The organism is Bacillus sp. 05T31 (genome assembly GCF_056396725.1).
The window spans coordinates 1-5903 of the sequence record NZ_JBFTMA010000225.1 but is presented as its reverse complement, the minus strand read 5'-3'; the positions used below and the strand labels follow the sequence as shown (position 1 = coordinate 5903).

The following is a 5903-nucleotide window of genomic DNA, read 5'->3' as shown; positions in this document are numbered from 1 at the left end:
CAAATACATAGACTTCTTTTTGCAAGTAGTGCTGTTCATAAAGGTAGCAAGCTAATGCACCGTTTGAAGTTCCAGTCGCTGCTTCTTCATTGATGTCGTATAGTGGAGCGAAATTTCTGCATATAATTCGATTGTCATTAAAAGTATATAGATGCATCCCGACAACATTATAATACTTGCTGATTTCTTTAATTTTTTCAAAATTAGGTTGCAGTGCATGTAATCGTGTTTCGCTTTTTATAGGAATTAAAATATCTTTTAAGCCCGTGGAGACAATTTGAATTGGGTATGTATTGTCTATAGCTTTAATGTCAAAACAGTCGATGAACTCGTTTGGAGATACAATATCATAGAATATCGGTTTGTTTTGTTCCATGAATATCATGTCATCTTTTATGGTAATAGTAAGAACACCGCTGTTCGTTTCAATCGTATAGCGATTCCTGAAAAGTTTATTTAAATGCATCAGTATCGCGAAAGAGCCAATTGTGGCATGACCACATAAATCAACTTCTTCTTTTGGTGTAAAATACTCAAATTTATAATCAGCAATTTTAGATTCTGATATAAATGCGGTTTCCGCATAGCCCAGTTGTTTGGCTATTGCCATTTTTTGAGTAGTGGTCAATGTATTCTCAATAAATACCACTCCTGCTTTATTTCCGCCTTTATGATCCTTGCTAAATGCACTTGCAACATAAACGGATATTTTCATAAGACACCTGCCTTCCTCACTTATAGTAAATTGTAGCATAGAAAGCACTACGTATAAATGTTGTTGGATAAATTTGCTATAAAGCAAGAGACAAACAATTACTTGCTTATCGTATTTGTTTGACTGGACATTAGAAACTAGGGGCTTTCCAAATACTATAATCTTATGCTCGTCAACTTCTTTGTTTTGGRTATTCGCTTTTCTTAGCTTGACGGATATGTAGTGCAACTGTAGCTGTAAAATAAAGTTTGATCAAAATATGTGGGGAAGTTTTTAGGTTGAATTTGATTTATAAAAAAGATGAATCAAAATGAGCGTTTTATAAACAAATACAAGAGATGACATCCGTTTTGCAATTTCTCATAAACATTAATAATTTTAGATGATCTTTTAACACCAACATTATAATGCTCCAATTATAATAATTCGCTTCATTTTAAATTAGTATTTTTTCTGCAAGTTACAAATCTAATAGCCAACAACCAACTTAGATTACCAAACCTTATACGCAATATCATAATCATGAATAGTTAGGGAAAAGATAAAATAAGGTAATCAATTACATATCTTTATCCCAGGCGATTCATTGCTATCTCCTCTTTATTGAATGGGATATTTTATTTCATGCTTTTTTGAAAGGGTGTTTTTAATGGAAAAAAAAGTATCTGCCATTCCTCAGCCGAAAACATATGGACCACTGGGGAATCTCCCATTAATCGATAAAGATAAACCGACCTTATCCTTTATCAAGCTAGCGGAAGAGTATGGCCCCATTTTTCGAATTCAAACTTTAAGTGATACCATCATTGTCGTTTCTGGACATGAACTGGTTGCAGAAGTCTGTGACGAAACACGGTTCGATAAAAGTATAGAGGGTGCTTTAGCAAAGGTTCGTGCCTTTGCTGGGGACGGATTATTTACAAGTGAGACTCACGAGCCTAACTGGAAAAAAGCTCATAATATTTTGATGCCTACATTCAGCCAACGGGCAATGAAAGATTACCATGCCATGATGGTTGATATTGCCGTACAACTCGTTCAAAAATGGGCACGACTTAATCCAAATGAAAATGTGGATGTTCCGGAGGATATGACCCGCCTTACATTGGATACAATTGGTCTATGTGGTTTTAATTACCGATTTAATAGCTTTTATCGTGAAACAGCTCATCCTTTTATCACTAGCATGAGCCGTGCTCTAGATGAGGCGATGCACCAATTACAGCGACTGGATATAGAAGACAAACTCATGTGGAGAACGAAACGTCAATTTCAGCATGATATTCAATCCATGTTTTCTTTAGTAGACAATATTATTGCTGAACGTAAAAGCAATGGAAATCAGGAAGAAAATGATTTACTTTCCCGTATGTTAAATGTGCAGGATCCGGAAACTGGTGAAAAATTAGATGATGAAAATATTCGTTTTCAAATTATCACTTTTTTAATAGCTGGGCATGAGACAACAAGCGGATTGTTATCTTTTGCAATCTATTTTTTATTAAAGAATCCGGATAAGTTGAAAAAAGCCTATGAAGAAGTAGATCGGGTATTGACAGATCCTACTCCAACATATCAACAAGTTATGAAACTTAAGTACATACGGATGATTTTAAATGAATCGCTACGTCTATGGCCTACTGCTCCAGCATTCAGTCTCTATGCAAAAGAAGATACAGTGATTGGTGGGAAATAYCCAATTAAGAAAGGRGAAGATCGTATTTCTGTTCTTATTCCACAGCTACATAGGGATAAAGACGCATGGGGAGACAATGTGGAAGAATTTCAACCTGAACGATTTGAAGAGCCGGATAAGGTTCCTCATCATGCTTATAAGCCATTTGGAAATGGTCAACGAGCGTGTATCGGTATGCAGTTTGCACTTCATGAAGCCACTCTCGTAATGGGAATGCTTCTTCAACATTTTGAATTAATCGATTATCAAAACTATCAGCTGGACGTAAAACAAACATTAACGCTAAAGCCCGGTGATTTTAAGATTAGGATTCTACCCCGAAATCAAACGATCAGCCATCCTACTGTCCTTGCACCTATAGAGGAGAAGCAGAAAGACCATGAAATCAAGCAGCAAGTTCAGAAGACTCCTTCTATTATTGGAGCCGATAATCTTTCGCTTCTTGTTCTGTATGGCTCGGATACAGGGGTAGCAGAAGGTATTGCAAGAGAACTAGCAGATACAGCTAGTTTAGAAGGTGTTCAAACGGAAGTGGTAGCTCTTAACGATCGAATTGGAAGTCTGCCAAAAGAAGGAGCAGTTCTTATTGTAACTTCTTCTTATAATGGAAAGCCGCCAAGTAATGCAGGGCAGTTTGTGCAGTGGCTAGAGGAATTAAAAGCGGATGAGCTAAAAGGCGTTCAATACGCAGTTTTTGGTTGTGGAGATCATAATTGGGCTAGTACCTATCAGCGGATTCCAAGATACATTGATGAGCAAATGGCTCAAAAAGGAGCAACAAGATTTTCTAAACGCGGAGAAGCGGATGCAAGTGGTGATTTCGAGGAACAGCTCGAGCAATGGAAACAAAGCATGTGGTCTGATGCGATGAAGGCATTTGGATTGGAACTCAACAAAAATATGGAAAAGGAGCGCAGTACTTTGAGTCTGCAATTTGTCAGTCGTCTTGGAGGATCTCCACTTGCGCGAACATATGAAGCAGTTTATGCATCTATACTAGAAAATCGTGAACTTCAATCATCCAGCAGTGATAGAAGTACGCGACATATCGAGGTATCCTTGCCAGAAGGTGCTACGTATCAAGAAGGAGACCACCTTGGAGTGCTGCCAATTAATAGCCAGAGAAATGTCAACCGAATTTTAAAACGCTTTGGATTAAATGGGAAGGATCAAGTCATACTGAGTGCAAGTGGACGAAGTGTAAATCACATACCTTTAGACAGTCCTGTTAGTTTATTGGACCTTCTTAGTTATAGTGTCGAAGTGCAAGAAGCAGCCACTCGAGCACAAATACGAGAAATGGTGACATTCACAGCATGCCCTCCTCATAAAAAGGAATTGGAATCATTATTGGAAGAAGGAGTTTATCATGAAAAAATATTAAAAAAACGTATTTCAATGTTGAATCTTCTTGAAAAGTATGAGGCTTGTGAAATCCGATTTGAACGCTTTTTAGAACTTCTTCCTGCGCTCAAACCGCGTTACTATTCTATTTCAAGCTCTCCACTCGTTGCACAAAATCGTCTGAGCATTACGGTTGGTGTTGTTAATGCGCCTGCATGGAGTGGGGAAGGGACATATGAAGGAGTCGCTTCTAATTATTTAGCTCAGCGTCATAATAAAGATGAGATTATCTGTTTCATTCGAACGCCACAATCAAACTTTCAATTACCTGAAAATCCAGAAACACCAATTATCATGGTTGGGCCAGGTACTGGAATTGCACCATTCCGTGGATTCTTACAAGCGCGTCGTGTTCAAAAGCAAAAAGGTATTAACTTAGGACAAGCGCATCTATATTTTGGTTGCCGTCATCCTGAAAAGGATTATCTCTATCGTACAGAACTGGAAAATGATGAAAGAGATGGATTGATTTCTTTACACACAGCTTTTTCTCGCTTAGAAGGATATCCAAAAACATATGTACAGCATTTAATAAAACAAGATAGAATCAATTTAATTTCGTTATTAGATAATGGAGCTCATCTTTATATATGTGGTGATGGAAGTAAAATGGCTCCGGATGTAGAAGATACCCTTTGTCAAGCATATCAAGAAATTCATGAAGTCAGTGAACAAGAAGCAAGGGATTGGTTGGAACGTGTGCAAGATGAAGGGCGATATGGAAAAGATGTTTGGGCTGGTATATGAATTTTTCTTAATTAGATAAGTAATATGTAACGAATGAACTTCTTTCGAATAAGTGTTAATTAAAAAATAAACTTATTTATCCCGCTATTTGTGGGCAGTAAGACCCCCACCTCAAAATTCAGCGGAAGCAAAGAAGTTAGGTGGGGGATCAACTGCCCGTAAAAGCCCGATTGGTTCAACTAATAATCAGTGGGCGCTGAACAAAACCCCCACTGATTAAAGTTTCACTTTATAAAAATCCCGTATTTTTATTGAATGCGGGATTTTCTTATTTTTAAATGAGCTGGACTGATACTGTAGAAAAAGAAAAAAACTCATATGAAACCAAAGCTATATAATCTTAGCTTGAAGGGCAMGGTGTTAAYCAATTTCTTRACGYGATTTGAAATTTTAAATATAAACCTTTGCGCACTGGCTGAACAGTTTTTAGSACRGTGTYAAATCRCTGGGGGAATTTATCAAATTAAGTATAYCTTCTATAATCTCTGGACTGAGTTTCGCCGTAGAAAAATAATAGGTAATTCATTTGACAATTAGATGGAACAAACTTGTTACTTAGGTTGTCTATTAAGTATACGTATAAAATAGGTGTTCATGATAGTTCGCTCATTTTATGAAAAGTGAGATGCAAGAAGAGTGATATCCGATACACTCTTTAATTGTATCGATATGTATAACACCTAGAAAAACCATATATTCTTGAAAGAGGTTGAAAATKTATGWTMGTYTTAAACAAGTTYTTWAACATTTTACATTACAAAAAGATKGTRCCTGTAGTATTTCTTTCATGTGCAACGCTTATAGGCTGTTCCGATAGTAATACTCAATCTGAATCACTTAAACAAACGAAACAAACAAATCAAATCAAACAAGAAACTACTGGTAATGATTCTTTTGCTAAACTTGAAAAAGAATTTGATGCTAAACTCGGTATTTATGCATTGGACACTGATACGAATCAAACCGTTACGTATCAATCAGATAAACGGTTTGCATACGCATCGACCCACAAAGCTTTAGCTGTGGGAGTACTTTTACAAAAGAAATCAATAGAAGATCTAAATCAAAGAGTTTTGTATACTCGTGAAGATCTTGTTAATTACAATCCAATTACAGAAAAGTATGTTGATACAGGTATGACTCTGAAAGAGCTTGCAGATGCTTCCCTTCGATATAGTGATAATACTGCACAAAATCTTATTCTTAAACAATTAGGTGGACCTAGTGAATTCAAAAAATCACTGAGAGAAGTAGGAGATACCGTTACAAATCCTGAACGTTTTGAACCAGAATTAAACGAAGTGCATCCAGGAGACGTACATGATACTAGTACCCCAAAGG

At 36.7% G+C, this 5903-nt stretch carries 3 protein-coding genes; 2 read left to right on the top strand and 1 reads right to left on the bottom strand.

Annotated features, from left to right (window positions below):
• On the bottom strand, nt 1-715 hold a 715-nt coding region (locus tag AC1DJR_RS14905; RefSeq protein WP_477002910.1), incomplete at its 3' end, for a PhzF family phenazine biosynthesis protein.
• Nucleotides 716-1364: 649 nt separating this feature from the next.
• Between AC1DJR_RS14905 and cypD the strand changes: the two genes are divergently transcribed.
• Both cypD and AC1DJR_RS14895 read left to right on the top strand, forming a co-directional pair.
• Entirely contained in the window at nt 1365-4562 is a 3198-nt protein-coding gene (cypD, locus tag AC1DJR_RS14900) for a bifunctional P-450/NADPH--P450 reductase (protein ID WP_477002909.1), read from the top strand.
• 719 nt (nt 4563-5281) lie between these two features.
• Nucleotides 5282-5903 (top strand): serine hydrolase (locus AC1DJR_RS14895; protein ID WP_477002908.1); only part of this gene is annotated, 622 nt, incomplete at its 3' end.